Origin of the sequence: Crassaminicella profunda, assembly GCF_019884785.1 — a bacterium.
In the GTDB taxonomy this organism is placed as follows: domain Bacteria; phylum Bacillota; class Clostridia; order Peptostreptococcales; family Thermotaleaceae; genus Crassaminicella; species Crassaminicella profunda.
Window position 1 is genome coordinate 1980283 of sequence record NZ_CP082326.1, and the last position, 19926, is coordinate 2000208.

The window sequence follows — 19926 nt, forward strand, 5'->3', positions numbered from 1 at the left end:
TCACTCCTTATTTACAAATACGACTTATTGATTCATAAGTTTTTGTCATCTGATCTGTCATTTCTTCAATAATTTCTTTACAACTCTTAATATCTTTTACAAGTCCAGCAATTTGACCAGACATAATAGAACCATTTTCTATATCACCATCAATTGCAGCTATTCTTAGTTTTCCTGCCCCTAAAGTTTCAATCTCTTCTATAGAAGCTCCTTTTCTTTCTAAATGCTCAAATTCCTTAGCTAATTTATTTTTTATAATCCTTACAGGATGACCTGTATTTCTTCCTGTTACAACTGTATCTCTATCTTTAGCCTTTAAAATTTTTTCTTTATATTTTTCATGAACAGTACATTCCTCTGAACATACAAAACGCGTTCCAACTTGAACCCCTTCTGCTCCAAGACAAAAGGCTGCCATCATTCCTCTTCCATCAGCAATACCTCCAGCAGCAATAACCGGAATATTTACAGCATCTACCACTTGGGGAACCAGTGCCATTGTTGTTAACTCTCCTATATGTCCTCCTGCTTCTGTCCCTTCAACAATTACTGCATCTGCTCCAGCCTTCTCCACTCTTTTGGCAAGAGCTACTGAAGGAACTACTGGTATTACTTTTGTATTTGCTTCTTTTAGATCTTTCATATATTTCCCTGGATTTCCAGCACCTGTAGTAATCACAGGTACCTTTTCTGAAATAACTAAATCCATAATCTCATCTACATATGGAGATAAAAGCATTACATTAATAGCATAAGGCTTATCCGTTAACTGTTTTATTTTATCTATTTCTTTTTTTATGATTTCAGCAGGAGCATTTCCTCCTGCAATAATCCCAAGTCCTCCTGCATTAGAAACAGCAGCAGCAAGCTCAGCTGTAGAGATCCATGCCATAGCACCTTGTATGATTGGATATTTTATATTTAAAATTTTACATAATTTCGAGTTCATCCTATAAACACCCCTTCAGCCTACTTATTCCATCTAACTACATTTGCTCCCCAAGTAAGACCTCCACCAAAGCCTACCATTACTACTAAATCACCTTTTTTAATTTTACCCGTTCTTGCTGCTTCATCTAATGCAATGGGTACGGATGCAGCTGAAGTATTAGCCACTTTATCTAAGTTCACATGAACTTTTTCTATATCCATTTTTAATTTCTTAGCAGCAGAGTTTATAATTCTTATATTTGCTTGATGTGGTACAAGATAATCAATATCTTCAACGGAGTTACCCGATTTTTCAAGAACCTCTTTTGCAGCTTTCCCCATAATTCTAACTGCAAATTTAAACACTTCACTACCATCCATTTTTACATAATGTAATCTCTCTTTCACAGTTTCAACAGATGCTGGCATCCTTGATCCACCGGCTGGCATAAATAAGAATTTTCCACCTTCTCCATCTGCCCCCATAGTGGCGGAAAGAATACCCATCCCCTCTTCTGTAGGTCCTAACACTGCCGCTCCTGCTCCATCTCCAAATAATATACAAGTACCCCTATCTGTCCAATCTAGAACTTTAGATAATGTTTCAGCACCAATTACTAATACCTTCTCATACATACCTGTAGCAATAAATTGTTGTGCTACTGTCATACCATATAAAAATCCTGAGCAAGCTGCTTCTAAATCAAAAGCTGCAGCATTCTTAGCCCCAATATTTTTTTGAACAATACATGCCGTTGCAGGCAACGCCATATCTGGTGTAAGAGTAGCCACAATGATCAAGTCGAGTTCTTCTGCTGAAACCTTTGCATCTTCCAATGCCCGCAGTGCTGCTTTTGTAGCCAAGTCGGAAGTAGCAGTATTTTCATCTGCAACATATCTTTGTTCAATTCCAGTTCTTTTTACAATCCATTCGTGAGACGTATCCACCATTTTTTCAAGATCATGATTTGTAAGTGCTTTTTCTGGTAAACAACTTCCAGTTCCTAATATTCCTACTGATCTAAGTTTATTCTCCATTATTTTCATCTCCTATTCTGTGTATTTCTCTATTTATTACTTCAATAACTTCTTTTTCTGCAAAAATTTTTGCTTGTTTGATTGCATTTTTTATTGCTTTAGCATTGGAACTCCCATGAGCTTTAATCACAGCACCATTTACACCTAAAAGAGGAGCTCCACCATATTCAGTATAATCAAGATTTTTCTTAAATTCTTTCAAAGACCCTTTTAGGAGCATAGCTCCTATTTTATTCATCATATTTTTTGTAAATACTTCTTTCATCATAGACATAATCGTCATAGCAACGCCCTCTGTAAGCTTTAAAATTACATTTCCTACAAAACCATCACATACAATCACATCTACAATACCATTTGGAAGATCTCGTACTTCTGCATTTCCACAAAAATTCAAGTCTGTTTTTTTGAACAGTTCAAAGGATTCTCTTATGAGCTGTGTCCCCTTCCCCTCTTCTATACCAATATTTGCTAACCCTACAGAAGGATGTTCCTTTTCTAACACCTTTTCTACATATAAAGAACCCATCAATCCAAATTCTAGTAAATTTCTTGGTTTGCATTCAGCATTAGCTCCTGCATCTAATAATAATGAAATTCCTTTTGTTGTAGGATATACTGAGGCAATTGCTGGTCTATCAATTCCTTTAATTCTTCCTAATCTAAATAAACTTCCCGCAAGTAATGCACCTGTATTTCCTGCTGAAATAAAGGCATCTACTTTTCTTTCCTTCAATAAATTTAATCCAACAACCATAGATGAATCTTTCTTCTTTCTTACAGCTTTTACTGGCTTATCATCATTGGTTATAACTTCTGATGTATGCACAATTTGAATTCTATTATGATCAAATTGGTATTTTTTCAATTCTTTTTCTATCAAATCTTTCTGTCCTGTTAAAAAAATCTCTATATCATCTATTTCATTAATTCCCTCAATACAACCTCTTATAATCTCTTTAGGTGCATGATCTCCACCCATTCCATCAACAGCTATTCTCATAATATCCCCCTCTTATTCTTCCTCTATAGATACAAGAATAAACTTCCCTCTAAAAACTTGTTCTTGTTTCACATAAATTTTCACATGAACAAAATATTTATTTCCTCTAATTTTTGCTACTTCCGCTTTTGCTATTAATTTTTCTAAAGCCTTAACAGGGGTTTTATATTTCATATTTGCAACACCTGTTAATGCAACTCTTGCATTAATAACAGCCATGGCTAAAGATTCTGCCATTGAAAAAATATGATGTCCTCTTACAACGCTGGTTCTTTTGAATGCCATTTCTTCTGTTGTCTCAAGCATAGAAATAGCATTTTCATTAAGGTTTAAATCAATCAATTCCCCAATTATTTCTGCTTCCCCTAAACTGGTTACCTTTGAGTAATTTTTCTGAGCAACCTTCTTAATTCTCTGTCTTAGTTCTGGAATTCCTAATTCTAATCTATCTAAACGTATAGTTTGTATACTAACATGAAAATGCTCACTTAATTCTTCATCTGTAACAAAGGGTTCATTTTCAATTTTTTCTAATAACTCTGTCTGTCTAATCTTTTTAGGTATTCTTTTCTTAGGCATTCATTCCACCTCTTTTAGTACTTGAATTTAGTACCTGATACTAACGTTTAGTATATATTATTTTATACTATAAATCAACTATCTTGTTTGTATTTTCTCCTATAAATAAAAAAAATAGTAATGATGAATTCATCATTACTATTTTTTATTACTTAACTTCCATTACCTCTTTGTCATTATAGAAACCGCATTTTTTACATACTCTATGTTGTAATTTTGGTTCATGACATTGTGGACATTCAACGATATTAGGGCTTGTCATTTTTATATTTGACGCTCTTCTTTTATCTCTTCTTGCTTTAGATGTTTTACGCTTAGGTACTGCCATACTTTCCACCTCCTTAAATTATTGTAGCAAATCTTTTAATTTAGCAAGTCTAGGGTCAATCTCATCCTTTTGACAATCACACAACTCTTCATTAAGATTTTTCCCACAGACTGGACATAATCCTTTACAATCTTCATGACAAACTATTTTCATGGGAAGAGCTAAAATCAAAGTATTCTCCATCATTTCTGAAAGTTCAATTTCATCGTTTTTTAAAACAAAATAATCATCCATTTCAGCCTCTGAAGCATTCTCTTCCATGAGTTTTTCATGAACTTCACCAATGATCTTTTGATGAAACTTGTTTAAGCACCTATAACACTGAAATTCCCCTGTACTTTCAACAAAACCGTCAATATATAATTCCCCATTCACATTATATATTTTTCCCTTAAAAATAACAGGAGTAATCAACGATATATTATCACCAAAATAGCTTAGAGTTTCAATTTTTTCTTCTATCTCTAAATCTAATTCTTTTTTCAATCCGTCCTTTAATTCCGCTAAATTAATTTTCATAAGTTTCACCTCATCATATTAACAGAATTAATTATACAAATGGAGCAACTATTTGTCAAGCTAAAATACTTGATAGGTTCTTAATTTCCTAAAGAATAATAAAAAGGTAGGCTGCCCTACCTTTTTAGATTACTTCAATAATGATTGTGTATCTTTTGCAATCATTAATTCTTCATTTGTAGGAATAACAAGAATTTTTACTTTTGAGTCATCTGTACTAACGATTGCATCTTTTCCTCTTACATTATTTTTCTCAGAATCTAGCTTAGCTCCCATAAACTCTAATCCTTTACAGATTTCTTCTCTATTCGAAATAGAATTTTCTCCTAAACCTGCTGTGAATATAATTACATCTACGCCACCCAATTCTGCTGCATAAGAACCAATATATTTTTTTACACGTTGGTCAAATGCTTCAATAGCAAGGGCTGCTCTTTCATTTCCTTCTTTCGCAGCACCTTCGATATCTCTAAAGTCACTACTTACTCCAGAAATACCTAATACACCAGATTTTTTGTTCATTAAGTTATTAATACCTGCTAAATCTAAATTTTCTTTTTCCATAACGAAAGTAACGATTGCAGGGTCAATGTCTCCACATCTAGTTCCCATTACAAGACCTTCAAGTGGAGTGAATCCCATACTTGTATCTACACACTTTCCATCTTTAATAGCTGCAAGACTTGCTCCATTTCCTAAATGGCATGTAATAACTTTTAAGTCTTCTAATTTTTCACCAAGAAATTCTGCTGCTCTTTGAGAAACATATCTATGACTTGTTCCATGAAATCCATACTTACGAACACCATATTTTTCATAAAGCTCATATGGTAGTGGATATATGTATGATGCTTTAGGCATTGTTTGATGGAAAGCTGTATCAAACACAGCTACCATTGGTGTATTTGGCATTAATTCCTTACAAGCTGCAATTCCCATAAGGTTTGCAGGATTATGTAATGGTGCTAATTCAATACATTCTTCTAATGCTGTGATTACTTCATCATTAATCACTACAGAATCACTGAATTTTTCCCCTGCATGCACAACTCTATGTCCTACTGCAGAAATTTCTTTCATATCTTTAATTGCACCATGCTTTTCATCTACAAGAGCGTCTAATACTAATCCTATAGCTACTTTATGGTCAGGCATAGCTTTTTCTATAACCACTTTGTCCATTCCTGGAACTTCATGTTTAAGAACAGAACCTTCTATCCCTATTCTTTCAACTAATCCTTTTGCAATTACACTCTCATCACTCATATTGATTAATTGATATTTTAGTGATGAACTACCACAGTTAACAACTAATACATTCATTTCAATGTCCTCCTTAGTATATTTAGTCAAAAAGCTTTCCATTGAAAGGTTTTCAAGGTTAACTTTTTTGAATGCAGTAAATTTAGATTTTTCTAAAGTTTCTAAATTTATTTTTGTAATATTAACACAATTCCTTCTTTTCCAATTCTATTATAATGTACTATGAAATTTTTTCAAGTCTAAAAATAAATATTTACATTATTTTTTGATATTATTAGCCAAATTTAGTAATATTATTATTAAACTTATTATTTTTTGGAGGATACTATCATGAAAGTTCTTGGTTTTATAACAGAATACAATCCATTTCATAATGGCCATAAATATCATCTTGAAGAATCTATAAAAAAGGTAAACGCAACCCACACAATAGCCCTAATGAGTGGTAATTTTTTACAAAGAGGTGAACCAGCTTTAACAAACAAATGGATAAGAGCTGAAATGGCTGTAAGGGCAGGGATTGATCTGGTCATAGAACTCCCAACAATTTATGCCTGCAACAGTGCAGAATTCTTTGCATATGGGGGGATCTCTCTATTAAATAATTTAGGGATTGTTGATGATATTAGCTTTGGCAGTGAAATTGGTGAGATCTCTAAATTAAAACAGATTGCAAAAATTTTAGTAAAGGAACCTAACCTATACAAAAATTACTTAAAAGAATTTCTATCAGAAGGACTCTCTTTTCCACGTGCTCGCGAAAAAGCATTGGGAAAATATTGTTCTGATGAAAACTTAGAAAAAATTCTTCATTCTCCTAATAACATTCTTGGCATTGAATATATGAAAGCTTTAATAAAATGTAACAGTAAAATGAATCCACATACAATAACTAGAATTAAAGCTCCTTACAGTTCAACTGATATTTTGAGTAATATCTGCAGTGCTACAGCTATAAGAAGCTATCTATCTAAAAATAATTATGATCTTAACAAGCTAAAAAGAGTCATTCCTAAAAATAGCTTTCACGTCTTTAAAAAGAGCATAGAAAATGATTTTGCACCTATTTACTATCATAATTTTGAAAAAATCATTCTCTACAAGCTTCGAACAATGTCAAAACTCGAACTAAAAAAAGTTTTTGATGTAAATGAAGGTCTTGAGAACAGAATAAAAGAAATTGCTGTTAAAACAACAGATTTACAAAGCCTACTTCAAAATTTAAAAACTAAAAGATATACTTATACGAGACTTCAAAGAATCTTTGCCCATATTCTATTAGGAATTACTAAGGAACATATTCTCATGTTTAATGCATCTGGTGGTTCACAATATGCTCGTATATTAGCTTTTTCATCAAAAGGAACTGAAATACTAAAAAGATTAAAAAAATCATCATGCATCCCTATATTAACAAACATTAATAAACAAGTACTAGATCATTCTCTTGCTAAAGAAATGCTTAATTTCGATATTCTAGCAACAGATATTTACAGTTTAGCTTATCCTAATGAACATTATAGAATTGGTGGATATGACTATTACAACAAACCTTATTTTCTTAATCATCCCCTTTAGTAGTTCATCTAATTTAGGTACTATTTTTTATATATTCATAATATATATGAATATATTTATTTTTCAGGGGGACTAATATGACTTTATTTATTTTTGTGCTTATTTTGTTTTTACTATTTTATAGATTAAGAAAAAAAACGATTTATTCTAATGTCAAACATATCTTTGTCATCTTTGTTACTTGTTTTTTAGTCATTCATATCATAAAATATCCAGAGGCAGCCTTTAGCTCAGCAAAATTAGGAGTTGATACATGGTTTAACATTGTTTTTCCCGCACTCCTTCCATTTTTCGTTGGAGCTGAAATGCTTATTGGCTTAGGTGTAGTAAATTTTATTGGCATACTACTAGAACCCATCATTAGACCCATTTTTAATGTCCCTGGAGAAGGCTCTTTTATATTGGCTATGAGTATTACATCCGGATACCCAATAGGTGCCAAATTAATTACTGACCTTAGAAGCAAAAGAGCCTTTTCAAAAACAGAAGCCCAACGACTCCTATCGTTTTGCAGCACATCAGGTCCACTATTTATGATTGGTGCCGTTGCTATTGGTATGTTTCATAATGCTCAATTAGGAACGACTATTGCATTAGCTCATTACTTAGGTGCCCTTATGGTAGGGATTCTCTTTAGATTCTACAAATTTAGAAACAATCCTCAAATTCCTCACAAAACAAAAAATGGTTATATTAAACGAGCTTTTAAAGAATTGTTTCATTCTATCCAAAATAGTGAAAAAACTTTTGGTGCATTATTAGGAACTGCTGTAAAAAACGCTGTAGAAACACTTCTTACCGTTGGCGGTTTTATTATTCTTTTTTCAGTAATTATTCGACTTTTAACCCTAATGGGATTCATCAAGACTCTATCCTATTATCTTCAGAATTTTTTATTCTTTTTTCAACTGGACAAAAATGCATGTGCAGCAATTATAAGTGGAGTTTTTGAAATGACAATAGGCTGTAAACTACTATCTGAAATAGATGGAATTTCTTTTATAAAACAAGCTGTATTCGCTACAATGCTCATTTCTTGGAGTGGCTTTTCTATTCATGCTCAAGTAGCTAATTTAATCAGTAAAACCGACTTAAGTGCTAGCATCTATATTTTTTCAAAATTTTTACATGCTCTATTTTCCGGTATCTTTATTCTCCTTGTAGTCCCTTTTACTAATACTATTTTTAAGCATATAGATACGCCTGCTTTTTTGCAATACTCTAAAGAGGTAATCCATCCTACTTGGACTTCAAAAATTTTATTGTCATCAGAACTATTCCTAAGCATAACCATCTTAATTATGATCCTTGCAATGATCCTTCAAATTCTTTATAAAATAACATACCTATTTTCTTTTCATAAAAAATGAAGGGATTTAACCCTTCATTCCTTTTAATTCATTTCTATTGTCTTTTATGGTTTCTATCATTTTTCCAAGATTTTTTTCTAGGCCGCCTAATAATTCATCCGTATATTGTCTAGCTCCAAGCCGAATTTCTTTTGCATTGATTTGCGCCTGAGATACAATCTCTTCTGCTCTTTTATGTGCCATTTTAGTAATTTCATCTTTTTCTACCATTTCTTCAATATGTACCTTTGCATCTTCCATGACTGAATCAGCTTCCCTTTGAGCTTCTATAAGTATTCTTTGTCTTTCTTCCTTTATCCATTGTGCTTGCTTCACTTCATCTGGCAACTGAATCCTTATCTCTTTAATAATATCAAGAATTTCTTCTTTATCTACAAAGGTCTTACCCGCAAATGGTATAGAAGAGCTACTTTCAATAATATCTTCTAACTCATCCAACAGACGCAATGCATTCATTAATATCCTCCCCTTTTACCTTATTTAAATTTATTATGCAATGCCTTTTTGACTATCTCAGGAACTAATCCATCTATACATCCATCAAATTTGAATACCTCTTTTACAATACTTGAGCTAAGATATGAATACTCACCACTAGTCATCATAAACATGGTCTCAACTTCAGGATTAAGTTTCTTATTTGTCAAAGCCATTTGTAACTCATATTCAAAATCTGATACGGCTCTTAAGCCTTTTACAATTACATCAATATTTTTTTCTTTTACATAATCAACTAATAATCCTGAAAAACAATCTATCTCCACATTAGGTATGTCCTTTGTAACACTCCTTAATAATTCTAATCTTTCTTCAACAGTAAAAAGTGCATTTTTTCCTGAATTATAAAGAACTGCTACAATCACCTTATCTACCAACTTTGAAGTTCTCTTGATGATATCTAAGTGTCCATTGGTAACTGGATCAAAGCTTCCAGGGCATACTGCTGTTTTCATTGTTATGCCTCCTTTGCGTAAATAGTTATTAATGTATTGCCATATTTTTTTTCTTTTCTTTTCATAAATTTTCCTATATATTCTGGTAAAGAATCTTTTAGATCATGTTCAACAAGAATAATACCTTCTTTATTTAATATTTCTTCTTTTTCTATTGCATCAATAGAAGGTATTATTAATCCTTTCAGATAAGGTGGATCCATAAAAATAATATCTATTTTATTAGTTCCTAAAGCTAATTCTTTTATGGCTCTATGTGCATCGCAAAAAAGAACAGTACTTTTTTCTTCAAGTCTTGTATATGCTATATTTTCCTTTATCACTTTTATACTATTTTTATTACAATCTACAAAATATGCCTTTTCTGCCCCTCTACTTAATGCTTCAATACCAAGACTTCCAGTACCTGAAAAAAGATCTAAAACCACGCTATCTATTATATATGGGTTAATCATACTAAAAATAGATTCTTTTACTCTATCAGTAGTCGGCCTCGTCTCTAGACCTTTTGGAGATTTTAGTCTCATACCCTTTGATATACCTGCAATTACTCTCACGCATCCTTCTCTCCTTTCAATAAGTATATTTTAGCATATAAGTAAATGACAAACAATTATCTTATAAGATTTTAAAACTCATATGTATAATAATCTTTCTTCTTAGGCATATTATATGTAAGCACATAAAAACAAAATTCCCCTTAGAGCTCTTCCTTCATTTCTCCTCTCCTGATACTGGTGATTCTCACCAGTATTTTTTTATTTTATTTTCTATAAATAATAAAGAAGAGATAAATTTATCTCTTCTTTATTATTTATATATCAATCTATTTTTACTTCCCAGACATTTGTTGTTCAGCCATTTCAACTAATCTCTTAGTCATGTATCCACCTACATAACCATTTTGTCTAGCTGTTAAATTACCTTTGTCCATTCCTTGGTAATTGTTAAGGCCTAATTCGTTAGCGATTTCATATTTCATTTGACTTAATGCAGCTTTTGCTTCAGGAACTACTTTTGTATTATTGTTTGCCACTGTTTTCACCTCCTTTTTCCTCTGTACTATTAATTTAACCAATCTGAAGCAAATTATATCTAGTATATTTTAACTACTGTGTAACAGAATGGAAAACGTTAATGGATCATAAATTAATTTGTTCTATATTCTTACCAAACTGATCAATAATTTTATTTTTTAAAATTAAATTTTTTTCTAATGATAAGGTTTGATCTTCATTCATTAGGACTTTAGCTTCATTTTGAACTTGTTTTAATATTTTCATATGTTTAAATAAATTCGCTATTTTTAGTTCCGGCAGCCCATGCTGTCTTGTCCCAAAAAATTCACCAGGTCCTCTTAGTTCTAAATCTTTTTCAGCAATAATAAATCCATTATTGGTTTCTTCCATAATCTTCATTCGTTCTTTTGACAAAGGATTTTTACTATAATTAACTAAAACACAATAGGATTGATACTCTCCTCTACCTACTCTTCCTCTTAATTGATGCAATTGTGCTAATCCAAATCTTTCACTATTTTCAATAATCATAACAGATGCATTGGGCACATTCACTCCTACTTCTATTACTGTAGTAGATACAAGAACTTGTATTTCTCCTTTTTTAAAACCATCCATGATTTCTTCTTTTTCTTGCCCTTTCATCTTTCCATGTAATAATCCTATTGTAAAATCTTTTAAATAAGTTGCTTTTAGTTCCATATATAATTCTTGAGCAGATTTTGCCTCAATATTTTCAGATTCCTCAACCAGTGGTGCTACAATATATACTTGTCGTCCTGATTCAATTTCACCTTTGGCAAAATCATAAATTTTACTTCTTTTCTTTTCATCTACACAATAAGTCTTTATTTTTTTTCTTCCTGGAGGTAATTCATCTATAATGGATATATCTAAATCCCCATAAAGAATTAGAGCAAGAGTTCTAGGAATTGGAGTAGCCGTCATAACAAGCACATCAGGATTTAGCCCTTTACTTGATAATATACGTCTTTGCCTCACCCCAAATCGATGTTGCTCATCTGTAATCACAAGACCCAGCTTATAAAAATATACATTTTCTTGAATCAAAGCATGGGTTCCTATAATAATGTTGATTTCTCCAATTTCTAATGATTTTAATATTTCTTCTTTTCGCTTTTTTTTAATGCTTCCAGATAGCAACTCCACGTTCACACCTAATGGCTCTAATAGCTCTTTTGCTGCGTAAAGATGCTGTTCTGCTAATATTTCTGTAGGAGCCATCAAAACGCCCTGATATCCATTTAAAAAGGCCTTATATAGGGAAATCAGTGCAATAATTGTTTTTCCTGATCCTACATCCCCTTGCACAAGACGATTCATTACTTTTCCACTTTCCATATCCTTTTCTATTTCTTTTAAAACCTTTGATTGAGCATTTGTTAACTGAAAGGGTAGTGAATTTAACAATTGATCTACTTGAGGTGTTTCCTTAAAAACAATACCTTCTTTATTATGATTAAATTTATTCTTAATTAACCATAAACCAGTCTGTAGAATCAATAATTCTTCAAAAATCAATCTGAACTTTGCAATTTTCAAAGCCTTTACCGAACTTGGAAAATGAATATTACGAAGAGCATATTGTATATGGCATAGTCTATTTCTTTTTATGGTATCCTTAGGAAGATATTCATTGATTGTCTTTTCATATAAATTAAATACATTCATACTTAAATTTTGTATATCTTTTTGTGTAAGTCCATGGGTAAGACCATAAATAGGAACAATTCTATTTATGGTTTTTCCCCTTTCATCTACATGCTCATAAGTTGGATGTAATATTTGTATCTGCCCAAATCCCCGTTTTACTTTTCCATGTAAATAAATAATATCTCCTCTTTTTAATACATTTTTGATAAAAGGAGAATTATAAAAGACTGCATAAGCTGTTGCAGTATGATCTTTTACCGGAACTTTATAAATTTTCAATCCTTTTCGAATAGATTTTTCTTCTATACTTCCCCCTACAACAACCTTTATAGTAATTTGTTCGTCATTTTTAGCATCCATAACATTTTTCATCTTACTTCTATCTTCATATTGTCTTGGAAAAGCATACAATACATCCTCTATACTGTAAATCCCTATTTTTTCTAGATATTTTGACTTTTTTGGTCCTACACCTTTCATAAATTGAACAGATTTTTTTAAATCATTCATTTCATCAACCTCCTAAGAAGAATAGGAAATGACTATAGTCATTTCCTATTCAATAGAGAATATGTAATAATAAAGAGGCTGTCCTCCATAATAAACTTCAACATCAATATCTTCATATATTTTTTCAATTCTTTCAGCAAGTGCTTGGGCTTGATCCTCCGTACGATCTTCTCCATAAAAAATAGTTACAATTTCATCATCTTCCGTAACCATTCCTTCTAGGAGCTTATATGCTTCGTCCTCAATATTACTACCTACTACAGTGATTTTTCCGTCTGCAATTCCTAATATGTCTCCTTCTTTAATTGTAATATCATTAAATTGTGTATCTCTTACAGAATAAGTAATTTGCCCTGTTTTCACATTTTGGAATGCTTCTGTCATAACCTCTGTATTCTCTTCTATATTCAAATCTTCATTATAAGCTAATATGGCTGTAATTCCTTGTGGTACTGTTTTTGTTGGAATAACAGTAATATCTTTATGGCTTAGCTCCTTTGCTTGATTTGCAGCTAATATGATATTTCCATTATTAGGAAGAACAAAGATATGTTTCGCATTTATACGATCTATAGCATTTTTAATGTCTTCTGTACTAGGATTCATAGTTTGTCCACCTGTAATAATTTCGTCTACATTTAAATCCTTAAATATATCTGTTAGACCTTCTCCCATTGTGACAGCAATCATTCCGAATTCTTTTATTTCTGTATTATTCTCTTCATTAACATCTTCAAAAACCTTGTTTTCATGTTGCTGTCTCATATTATCAATTTTTAGACGAGTAAGTTCTCCTAACTTTAATCCTTCCTCTAAAACTATCCCTGGATGATTTGTATGAATATGTACTTTAACTAAAGTTTCATCTCCTACTACTAACATACAATCTCCATAACCACCAATTTTTTCTTTAAATTTCTCAATGTTTACATGATCCCCTTTAATAATAAACTCCGTACAATAACCAAAGGTAATATCCTTTATATCCTCCCCCTCTACTTTTTCAAGATCAACTATAGTTGGTTCTTCAATAATCACTTCTTTCCCTGTTATGGCTTCATAAAATCCATTAAAAATAAAAATTAAACCTTTTCCTCCTGCATCAACAACTCCAGCTTCTTTTAAAACAGCCAACATTTCAGGAGTCTTATTTAAAACTTGTTCCCCATATTCTATCAATTGATATAGAAATTCATCAATATACATTTCTTCCTTTGATAGCTCTATAGCTTTTTCACCAATAACTCTTGCAACTGTCAATATGGTACCTTCTATTGGCTTCATAACCGCCTTATATGCCGTATCAGAAGCACTTTTAAAAGCATCTGCTAAATCAACAATAGTTAATACTTCTTTTCCTTTACAAACTTTAGCAAACCCTCTAAATAATTGGGATAAAATCACTCCTGAATTCCCTCTTGCTCCCATTAATGACCCATTAGCTATAGCCTCTACAATATAGTCAATTGTATTTATCCTTACTTCTTTTACTTCTTTTGCAGCCCCATTCATTGTAAGGGACATATTTGTTCCTGTATCTCCATCTGGCACAGGAAAAACATTTAATGCATCTACTGTACTTTTATTCCCATCAAGAACGCTTGCTCCTTGAACAAACATTTTTTTTAGTAATAATCCATCTATGGTTTTAATTTTCAAAACATTTCCTCCTTCAATTACTTTTCAACTCTAACCCCTTGTATATTAATATTTACTTGTTTTACTTTTAATCCTGTAATCGTTTCTATATTATATTTTACTTTATCAATAATATTTTGGGCAACTGTAGATATTCTTGTTCCAAATCCTACAACAACAAAAAGATCTATAATAATTTCATCATTCTCTGAAGAAACTTTTACACCTTTATTTTGATTTTCACGTTTTAATAACTCTACTATGCCACTAGCCTTTGATTTTTTTGCCATACCTACTAACCCATAACATTCCATTGCTGCTACCCCTGCAATAGATGCTAAAACCTCATGATCTATAAAAATATTTCCTAGTTTGTTACTCAATGTAGCCCCCATTTTTATCCTCCCTTTGATATACTTTATAAATTTGTATATATTTTAACTATACTATATTTTATATGAATTTATAAGATGATTCAACTTATATAGCCTTTTATTCAATCAACTCATTATATTCGTTGATTTTTCATATTGAAATTGCTTACTTTATACGATTCCATCTTTTATAAAAAAAATATTAATACAGTATTTCCAATGCTATCAAGCTTTAATGATCACAACAAATTAAATTATTTTATATTGTTTTTACATAATTGTTGCAAAAAAGACTAAAGATATGGTAAAATGTTAATGTTTGCAATTAGTGGTATACTCACTCGAAGGAGGTGTTATATATGTCAAAAGCATGTGATGTATGTGGAAAAGGTAGAATTTCTGGTAATAATGTAAGTCACTCTAATCGTCATTCAAGAAGAGTTTGGGGTGCAAACATAAAAAAAGTTAAAGCTATTGTTGATGGTTCTCCAAAAAGAATCAGTGTATGTACTAGATGCCTACGTTCTAACAAGGTTGAAAGAGCTATATAGCTTTTTAAAGCCTACCTCTTGAGGTAGGCTTTATTTATGTTTTTTGTCAATAACTACAAAATAATTTATATCCTATATAAATCATCATGATTCCTACTATAATGAGCCATACACTAACAGGTAAAATTTTAATAGCAATAATAAGCACACCAATCATCAAAAGAATGATTCCAATGCAAGCTTTATTGAGTCTTCTCCAAATAGGACAACATCTTCTCCTTCTCAAAACCATTCCCCCTTTCAAATGATTTTGAATAATAATAATACAAATACAATCCCTAAACCTCCTAATATACAATACCATATCCATAAGGGTATAAATTCTATAAGAATAATTGCTCCTCCTAAAGCCAATAAGACGCCTAATACCTTTTTAATACATGGCTTTTTCCTCAAAAAATCACCCCGTCAGTTGATCTTTAAATCTAATTATTATATCTTATTCATTTTTATGAAAATTGATACAAAAAAAACCCATTTAAAATGGGTTTAATCTCGAGCCTTTATTACTAATAGCTTTCCTTTTTTAATGTTTATTTTTGCTTTTGTACTCATAAATCTATTACTTATCCCAATAGATGAACCCATTGGTATAGTTGCATCCTCTAATGGATATTCAAGCCCCTTTAGTGTCACTCCTACAACTTCTTCACTCAAAGGAATAATAGATAAAGTATCTCCTATTTCTCCTTCTATTTCCAAAGAATTCTCTATAACCATTATTTCATTATGTTCATTCATTATTTTTGCTTTGATTCCCTTTTCTGCTAAAGGCCTCAATAAAGTGATATTAGCAATAGTATGATCCATTCTACTGCCTATAGCCCCTAAGAATACAATTTCCGTAGCACCTTTTTTAAGTGCATACTCTATAGCCAACTCCATATCTGTATAATCTTTCTTTTTAGGAAATTTATATAGAGCAATATTTTCCTTTTCAAAATATTCTTTCGTATCTTCATCAATTGAATCTAAATCTCCTACAATCATATGAGGCAATATATTCATCTTAAATAAATGTCTAGCCCCTCCATCTGCACATATAATACAATTACATTCTTCTATCAAGGGTATAGCCCCTTCATAATGATTAATGTCTCCATTAGCTATAATTACGCATTTCATAAAATCATTCCACCTAAAGTGCAGTTTTTTCTTTAAAGATTTTTATTGTTTCCTCTATATTCTCTGCATTAAAAATTGCAGAACCAGCAACCAATATATTAGCTCCTGCTTTCACTATATCATAAGCATTATCTAATTTAACCCCTCCATCAATCTCAATGTCCACATTTAACCCTTTTTCATCAATCATTTTTCTTAAAGTCTTGATCTTCTCCAATACAGAAGGGATAAATTTTTGTCCTCCAAATCCAGGATTTACAGACATTAATAAAACCATATCAATATCTTCTAATATATGCTCAATTGTATGAAGGGATGTAGCAGGATTTAAAGATACAGCTGCTTTTACACCATGACTTTTGATATTTTGGATCGTTCGATGAAGATGTGGACAAGCTTCCACATGAACAGTGATGATATCTGCTCCATGTTTTACGAATTCAGGTATATATTGATCAGGATTTTCGATCATTAGATGCACATCGAATGAAAGCTTTGTTTTACCTTTAATACTGTTAAGAATTAACGGTCCTATTGTGATATTAGGAACAAAATGTCCATCCATTACATCTATATGCAATAAATCCGCACCTCCGTCTTCTACCTTTTTTATATCTTCTAATAAACTTCCAAAATTTGCTGATAATATAGATGGTGCTATTTTTACCATGATTAGTACCTCCTCTTTTGATTGATCTCTTTCAATAATTGAATATAGCTTTCATATCTAGATCTACTAATATTATTTTCTTCTACAGCATCCTTTACGGCACATTTAGGTTCATTTACATGTTTACATCCTGTAAATTTACATTTACCAATAAGAGGGGTAAATTCTCTAAATAAATACTGTAATTCATCTTCTTCGATAAAGTCCAAATTTAAAGAGCTAAAACCTGGTGTATCTAATACCCATCCTCCAAAATCTAATTCTAGTAGCTCCACATGTCTTGTTGTATGCTTTCCCCTTTTATTCTTTTCACTAATTTCTCCAGTCTTTAAAGAAAGGTTTGGTTGTGTTGCATTTAACAGAGAAGATTTTCCTACTCCTGATGGTCCTGCAAAAACAGTTATTTTATCTTTTAATATTTCTTTAAAACCATCAATACCCATTCCTAATTTTACGCTTGTACTAATTACTGGATATCCTGCAGCACTATAAAGATTTTTTAATTTTATCACATATTCTTCATCTAGATCCATTTTATTAAAACAAACAACCACATCAACATCTTCATTTTCTGCCATAGCCAAAAATCTATCTAAAAGCATCAAATGAGGATCAGGTTTTTTTGCTGCAAAAACAATAATTGCTTGATTTACATTGGCAACTGGCGGTCGAATAAATTCCATATCCCGATGGATTATTTCTTCCACCATTCCTTGATTAGAAGCTTTATTAACTGAAATTTTTACCCGATCCCCCACTAAAGGTGTTACTTTTTGTTTTCTAAATTTTCCTCTAGCACGGCATTCATATACAGTATCCTGTGATTTAACGTAATAAAATCCTCCAATTCCTTTTGTAATAATGCCACTAATCATCAGATATCTTCCCCGTTTCAAAGTCTATTTGCCTTCTTGTTATCAGCTCATTATCAAAGTAAATTTCGATAGTAGCCTTATCTCTACCTTTTATGGTTATTCTTTTCCCACTATCTGATTTATGTTGTGTTTCACTATAAACATCTGTTGAAATTCCATTTTGAATTTTTATAATCTTTAATACAAAATCTTCTTGTTTTGCTTCATTATAGAACAATGGAAAAGAAACAGTCTTCATTTGTAATTCATCTTCTTCAGAAGGTTGAGTTACTTCTTCTGGACCTTTACTAACAACTAAGTTGATCGTCCTATTCTCTTCTACTTCACTTCCAGCCTTAAAGCTTTGTGAAATAACTAAATCTTTCTCAATTTTTTCGTCAAACCGCTCTTCAATTTTCCATTTTAATCCTGAAGTCTGAAGGGTACTCTTAGCCTTATCAATTTTCTCACCTACTAGGTTTGGCATTAAAATCATTTTTATCTCTGGCCCTTGACTCACAACAAAATTTACATCTGTATTCTTGCCTACTTTTTCACCAGCCGTTGGACTTTGACTAATAATGATCCCTACAGGTAAGGAATTATAATCATATTTTACTATCCCTTCTTCAAGATCCGCATTATCTAACATATAACTAATCTCGTTAATATTTTTATTTTTAAAACTAGGTACCTCTACTAATTCTGGTCCTTTACTAACAGTTAATTTTACTGTATATCCAGCTTTACGAGTTTCACCAGCAGCTGGTTCTTGTCCAATTACGTACCCCTTTTCATACTCATCGCTATTCTTTTCACCTGTTTTTACCGCCTTGAATCCAAGATTTTCTAAGTTCTTTTGTGCTACTTCAAAGGATATACCTACTAACTTTGGAACCTGTTTTGGTGGAATAAAAAACTTATCTTTTAAATAGAACACAGCTCCTGTAAAAAGAAGTGCTAAAATAAATGCTGTTACAATTGCGCTTAAAACAATTCTACGATTACCTTTTTTTCTCTTTGAACTTTCATAATCATCATCCATGTCTAATTCCTCATCTTTTATAGCAGGAATAACCTGTGTTGGACTATCATCATCCTCTTCAAATCTTACAAAACTTCCTGCTGGCTGTTTTAATGCTTGTTCCAAATCTTCACAAATCTCTTTCGTACTATTGTATCTTTTAGTCTGATCTTTTTGAGTTGCCTTTATAATAATATCTTCTAGAGCTTGAGGAATTTGTGGATTGATCAAAGAAGGAGGTGTTATATCTTCTTTAATATGCTTTAATGCAATAGAAATAGGACTTTCCCCTTCAAAAGGAACTTTTCCTGTTGCCATTTCATAAAGAACAATTCCAAGGGAATATAAATCAGATTTTTCATCAATATACCCACCCCTAGCTTGTTCAGGAGAAAAATAATGTACTGAACCAATTACATTTCCTGTATTGGTAACAGTTGAAGATGTAACAGCCCTAGCAATCCCAAAATCTGTAACCTTTACTCTTCCATCATCAGTAATCAATATATTATGAGGCTTTATATCCCTATGAACAATATGATTGTTATGGGCATGTTGCAGTGCTAATGCAATTTGTTTTGCAATATTTATGATTTTATCTGGATTAAGGGGTCCTCTTTCTTTGATAAATTGCTTTAAGGTTTTTCCCTTTACTAATTCCATCACAATATAATATATATCATTTTCATCATTTCCCACATCATAGATATTCACAATGTTTGGATGAGAAAGACTTGCAGCAGCTTGAGACTCCTTTCTAAAAGAATGAATAAATTCTTCATCACTTGTAAATTCAGGCCTCAATATTTTTACAGCAACAAATCGGTTTAAAAGTTTACATTTAGCCTTATATACTAAAGCCATCCCACCTCCACCGATTTTTTCAATAATTTCATATCGATTTCCTAATATTTTTCCTATCATAT

The 19926-nt window shown here is 31.6% G+C and carries 22 protein-coding genes; 3 read left to right on the top strand and 19 right to left on the bottom strand.

Annotated elements, in window-relative coordinates; all coding sequences use genetic code 11:
• Window positions 1–7 precede the first annotated feature (7 nt).
• From fabK to K7H06_RS09375, 7 genes are all read right to left on the bottom strand, one after another.
• Window positions 8–949, bottom strand: a complete 942-nt coding sequence (gene fabK, locus K7H06_RS09345; protein WP_223039600.1) for an enoyl-[acyl-carrier-protein] reductase FabK — start codon at window positions 947–949, stop codon at window positions 8–10.
• A gap of 20 nt (window positions 950–969) precedes the next feature.
• Window positions 970–1968, bottom strand: coding sequence for a beta-ketoacyl-ACP synthase III (locus tag K7H06_RS09350; RefSeq protein WP_223039601.1), 999 nt, complete (start codon window positions 1966–1968; stop codon window positions 970–972).
• Complete coding sequence (plsX, locus tag K7H06_RS09355) at window positions 1958–2971, bottom strand: phosphate acyltransferase PlsX (protein ID WP_223039602.1); 1014 nt, start codon at window positions 2969–2971, stop codon at window positions 1958–1960. Before plsX ends, K7H06_RS09350 begins: the two co-directional genes overlap by 11 nt.
• A gap of 12 nt (window positions 2972–2983) precedes the next feature.
• On the bottom strand, window positions 2984–3550 hold the full coding sequence (gene fapR / locus K7H06_RS09360) for a transcription factor FapR (protein WP_223039603.1): 567 nt from the start codon (window positions 3548–3550) through the stop codon (window positions 2984–2986).
• Between the two features lie 148 nt (window positions 3551–3698).
• Complete coding sequence (rpmF, locus tag K7H06_RS09365) at window positions 3699–3878, bottom strand: 50S ribosomal protein L32 (protein ID WP_223039604.1); 180 nt, start codon at window positions 3876–3878, stop codon at window positions 3699–3701.
• 18 nt (window positions 3879–3896) lie between these two features.
• On the bottom strand, window positions 3897–4397 hold the full coding sequence (locus K7H06_RS09370) for a YceD family protein (RefSeq protein WP_223039605.1): 501 nt from the start codon (window positions 4395–4397) through the stop codon (window positions 3897–3899).
• A 129-nt stretch (window positions 4398–4526) separates the two neighbouring features.
• Window positions 4527–5720, bottom strand: coding sequence for an acetate/propionate family kinase (locus K7H06_RS09375; protein ID WP_223039606.1), 1194 nt, complete (start codon window positions 5718–5720; stop codon window positions 4527–4529).
• A 270-nt stretch (window positions 5721–5990) separates the two neighbouring features.
• Between K7H06_RS09375 and K7H06_RS09380 the strand changes: the two genes are divergently transcribed.
• Complete coding sequence (locus K7H06_RS09380; RefSeq protein ID WP_223039607.1) at window positions 5991–7238, top strand: nucleotidyltransferase; 1248 nt, start codon at window positions 5991–5993, stop codon at window positions 7236–7238.
• 77 nt (window positions 7239–7315) lie between these two features.
• Complete coding sequence (gene ylbJ, locus K7H06_RS09385) at window positions 7316–8608, top strand: sporulation integral membrane protein YlbJ (protein ID WP_223039608.1); 1293 nt, start codon at window positions 7316–7318, stop codon at window positions 8606–8608.
• Window positions 8609–8614: 6 nt separating this feature from the next.
• On the opposite strand, the gene K7H06_RS09390 is transcribed toward ylbJ, so the two are convergent.
• From K7H06_RS09390 to K7H06_RS09420, 7 genes are all read right to left on the bottom strand, one after another.
• The gene (locus tag K7H06_RS09390) at window positions 8615–9064 is read right to left on the bottom strand and encodes an ATPase (protein ID WP_223039609.1); all 450 of its coding nucleotides are present in this window, start codon (window positions 9062–9064) and stop codon (window positions 8615–8617) included.
• Window positions 9065–9084: 20 nt separating this feature from the next.
• Window positions 9085–9561 (bottom strand): pantetheine-phosphate adenylyltransferase, encoded by a 477-nt coding sequence (gene coaD, locus K7H06_RS09395; protein WP_223039610.1) that lies wholly within the window; start codon window positions 9559–9561, stop codon window positions 9085–9087.
• A gap of 2 nt (window positions 9562–9563) precedes the next feature.
• Window positions 9564–10118: a 16S rRNA (guanine(966)-N(2))-methyltransferase RsmD gene (gene rsmD, locus K7H06_RS09400; protein WP_223039611.1), complete on the bottom strand. Its 555-nt coding sequence runs from the start codon at window positions 10116–10118 to the stop codon at window positions 9564–9566.
• 275 nt (window positions 10119–10393) lie between these two features.
• Window positions 10394–10597 carry an alpha/beta-type small acid-soluble spore protein gene (locus K7H06_RS09405; RefSeq protein WP_223039612.1) on the bottom strand — a complete coding sequence of 68 codons (204 nt, stop codon included), beginning with the start codon at window positions 10595–10597 and terminating at the stop codon, window positions 10394–10396.
• Window positions 10598–10703: 106 nt separating this feature from the next.
• Window positions 10704–12764, bottom strand: a complete 2061-nt coding sequence (gene recG, locus K7H06_RS09410; protein WP_223039613.1) for an ATP-dependent DNA helicase RecG — start codon at window positions 12762–12764, stop codon at window positions 10704–10706.
• A 45-nt stretch (window positions 12765–12809) separates the two neighbouring features.
• Complete coding sequence (locus K7H06_RS09415; RefSeq protein ID WP_223039989.1) at window positions 12810–14384, bottom strand: DAK2 domain-containing protein; 1575 nt, start codon at window positions 14382–14384, stop codon at window positions 12810–12812.
• 56 nt (window positions 14385–14440) lie between these two features.
• Window positions 14441–14797, bottom strand: a complete 357-nt coding sequence (locus K7H06_RS09420; RefSeq protein WP_223039614.1) for an Asp23/Gls24 family envelope stress response protein — start codon at window positions 14795–14797, stop codon at window positions 14441–14443.
• Window positions 14798–15135: 338 nt separating this feature from the next.
• On the opposite strand from K7H06_RS09420, the gene rpmB reads away from it, so the two are divergent.
• Window positions 15136–15327: a 50S ribosomal protein L28 gene (rpmB, locus tag K7H06_RS09425; protein ID WP_223039615.1), complete on the top strand. Its 192-nt coding sequence runs from the start codon at window positions 15136–15138 to the stop codon at window positions 15325–15327.
• A gap of 46 nt (window positions 15328–15373) precedes the next feature.
• Here the strand turns inward: rpmB and K7H06_RS09430 are convergent, their stop codons facing one another.
• From K7H06_RS09430 to pknB, 5 genes are all read right to left on the bottom strand, one after another.
• A complete protein-coding gene (locus tag K7H06_RS09430; RefSeq protein ID WP_223039616.1) occupies window positions 15374–15553 on the bottom strand; it encodes a hypothetical protein in 180 nt (59 codons plus the stop codon).
• Between the two features lie 263 nt (window positions 15554–15816).
• Window positions 15817–16452 carry a thiamine diphosphokinase gene (locus K7H06_RS09435; protein ID WP_223039617.1) on the bottom strand — a complete coding sequence of 212 codons (636 nt, stop codon included), beginning with the start codon at window positions 16450–16452 and terminating at the stop codon, window positions 15817–15819.
• Between the two features lie 13 nt (window positions 16453–16465).
• The gene (rpe, locus tag K7H06_RS09440) at window positions 16466–17122 is read right to left on the bottom strand and encodes a ribulose-phosphate 3-epimerase (RefSeq protein WP_223039618.1); all 657 of its coding nucleotides are present in this window, start codon (window positions 17120–17122) and stop codon (window positions 16466–16468) included.
• A gap of 2 nt (window positions 17123–17124) precedes the next feature.
• A complete protein-coding gene (rsgA, locus tag K7H06_RS09445) occupies window positions 17125–17997 on the bottom strand; it encodes a ribosome small subunit-dependent GTPase A (protein WP_223039619.1) in 873 nt (290 codons plus the stop codon).
• A complete protein-coding gene (gene pknB, locus K7H06_RS09450) occupies window positions 17990–19924 on the bottom strand; it encodes a Stk1 family PASTA domain-containing Ser/Thr kinase (RefSeq protein ID WP_223039620.1) in 1935 nt (644 codons plus the stop codon). The genes rsgA and pknB overlap by 8 nt, the downstream gene beginning before the upstream one ends.
• Window positions 19925–19926: the final 2 nt, after the last annotated feature.

Coding starts and splice junctions, on each gene's coding strand:
- recG (WP_223039613.1), bottom strand. CDS start 12,764: ATGAATGATTTAAAAAAATCTGTTCAATTTATGAAAGGTGTAGGACCA.
- K7H06_RS09435 (WP_223039617.1), bottom strand. CDS start 16,452: ATGAAATGCGTAATTATAGCTAATGGAGACATTAATCATTATGAAGGG.
- rpe (WP_223039618.1), bottom strand. CDS start 17,122: ATGGTAAAAATAGCACCATCTATATTATCAGCAAATTTTGGAAGTTTA.
- K7H06_RS09375 (WP_223039606.1), bottom strand. CDS start 5,720: ATGAATGTATTAGTTGTTAACTGTGGTAGTTCATCACTAAAATATCAA.
- K7H06_RS09390 (WP_223039609.1), bottom strand. CDS start 9,064: ATGAATGCATTGCGTCTGTTGGATGAGTTAGAAGATATTATTGAAAGT.
- rpmB (WP_223039615.1), top strand. CDS start 15,136: ATGTCAAAAGCATGTGATGTATGTGGAAAAGGTAGAATTTCTGGTAAT.
- fabK (WP_223039600.1), bottom strand. CDS start 949: ATGAACTCGAAATTATGTAAAATTTTAAATATAAAATATCCAATCATA.
- K7H06_RS09380 (WP_223039607.1), top strand. CDS start 5,991: ATGAAAGTTCTTGGTTTTATAACAGAATACAATCCATTTCATAATGGC.
- fapR (WP_223039603.1), bottom strand. CDS start 3,550: ATGCCTAAGAAAAGAATACCTAAAAAGATTAGACAGACAGAGTTATTA.
- ylbJ (WP_223039608.1), top strand. CDS start 7,316: ATGACTTTATTTATTTTTGTGCTTATTTTGTTTTTACTATTTTATAGA.
- coaD (WP_223039610.1), bottom strand. CDS start 9,561: ATGAAAACAGCAGTATGCCCTGGAAGCTTTGATCCAGTTACCAATGGA.
- K7H06_RS09420 (WP_223039614.1), bottom strand. CDS start 14,797: ATGGGGGCTACATTGAGTAACAAACTAGGAAATATTTTTATAGATCAT.
- K7H06_RS09370 (WP_223039605.1), bottom strand. CDS start 4,397: ATGAAAATTAATTTAGCGGAATTAAAGGACGGATTGAAAAAAGAATTA.
- K7H06_RS09350 (WP_223039601.1), bottom strand. CDS start 1,968: ATGGAGAATAAACTTAGATCAGTAGGAATATTAGGAACTGGAAGTTGT.
- plsX (WP_223039602.1), bottom strand. CDS start 2,971: ATGAGAATAGCTGTTGATGGAATGGGTGGAGATCATGCACCTAAAGAG.
- rpmF (WP_223039604.1), bottom strand. CDS start 3,878: ATGGCAGTACCTAAGCGTAAAACATCTAAAGCAAGAAGAGATAAAAGA.
- rsgA (WP_223039619.1), bottom strand. CDS start 17,997: ATGATTAGTGGCATTATTACAAAAGGAATTGGAGGATTTTATTACGTT.
- K7H06_RS09415 (WP_223039989.1), bottom strand. CDS start 14,384: ATGTTTGTTCAAGGAGCAAGCGTTCTTGATGGGAATAAAAGTACAGTA.
- pknB (WP_223039620.1), bottom strand. CDS start 19,924: ATGATAGGAAAAATATTAGGAAATCGATATGAAATTATTGAAAAAATC.